Annotated in this window: 2 protein-coding genes; both read right to left on the reverse strand. The window is 66.1% G+C overall.

All coding sequences use genetic code 11. The features are described 5' to 3' along the window. Positions 1–550, reverse strand: a 550-nt coding sequence (locus tag A3764_RS16125) for an ABC transporter substrate-binding protein (RefSeq protein ID WP_236628218.1), incomplete at its 3' end; no start/stop codon positions are given. Next, a partial coding sequence (locus A3764_RS16130) for an alpha/beta fold hydrolase (RefSeq protein ID WP_067951773.1) occupies positions 547–1,232 on the reverse strand: 686 nt, incomplete at its 5' end. The genes A3764_RS16130 and A3764_RS16125, both read right to left, overlap by 4 nt.

A 1,232-nucleotide genomic window follows, 5' to 3' on the forward strand; every position in this document is an offset into this window, starting at 1 on the left:
TGAATTCCACCAGCCGGTAAGGCCCGGTCCCGATTCCCGCCGCATCGGCACCCGGCCTGCCGATCGCGAAACCCGGCCCCGCCAGCCGGAAGGGGAGACCCGCATCCGGGCGGGAGAGGGTTATTTCAACGCCGGACTTGCCCAGCGCCTTCACCGTATCCGGTTCACCCAAGCCCCTGCGCAGGCTGTCGGCCACGTCTTCTGCCGTCATGAGATGACCATCATGGAATGCCACGTCCTGCCGCAGGTCGAACCGCCAGGTCTGGCCGTTGTCTGCACTGCGCCACCCCTGCGCGAGATCCCCGCGCAGCGTACCGTCCGCCGCGACCTCCGTCAGTGTATCGTGGACAAGTCCCACGCGGGCAAGCTGCATGAAAAGCCCGCCACCCGTGGCCCATATATCGTCCCGGCGGCCGCCCGACACCGCTAGCCGCAACCGCCCGCCCCGCCGCGCCATTCCGGCGGCCGAAACGCCGGAAACCGCCAGCAAGGCGGCGGCGGCACCCATCCCGAAAAGGGCCCGGCGGTCGAGTGCGGGACGACGGGTCATGACACTGCGATCCTGTCCATCGTGCGAACCAGTTCGGCACTGATCCCCGGCTCCGACAGGGCGTGCCCGGCGTTGCGCACCATCTTGAGTTCGCATTTGTCCCACTTCTGGGCCAGCGCATAGGCGCTGGTGGGCGGGCAGATCATGTCATACCGGCCCTGAACGATCACACCCGGAATATCCGCAATGCGGCTCGCATGGGCGAGGATCTGGCCATCGAACTCCAGGAAACCCGCATGGGTGAAATAATGATTCTCCAACCGGGCGAAGGCCCGCGAATAGTCGCTCGGTCCTTCGTGCCCCGCGCCGGAGGAATGGATGGACGCCAGCGCATTTTCCCACGCCGCCCACGCGCGGCCAAAGCGCTGCTCCTCGGCGAGGTTTCCGCTGAATAGGCGCTTGTGGTAAGCGCCTATCATGTCGTGGCGCTCCTCCTCCGGCACGAGCGACACGAATCGCTGCCAGACCTCGGGCCAGAATTTGCCCGCCCCGCCGCCGTAGAACCAGTCCAGCTCTCCCTTGGTCATCAGGAAGACCCCCCGTAGAACGAGGTTCCGCACCGGCTCGGGATGGGTTTCGGCATAGATCAGCGCCAGCGTCGCGCCCCAAGAACCGCCGAAGACGATCCACTCCTCGATGCCCAGCGTCTTGCGGATCAACTCGATATCGGCGACCAGATGCC

The organism is Sulfitobacter sp. HI0129 (assembly GCF_001635395.1).
In the GTDB taxonomy this organism is placed as follows: Bacteria; Pseudomonadota; Alphaproteobacteria; order Rhodobacterales; family Rhodobacteraceae; genus Sulfitobacter.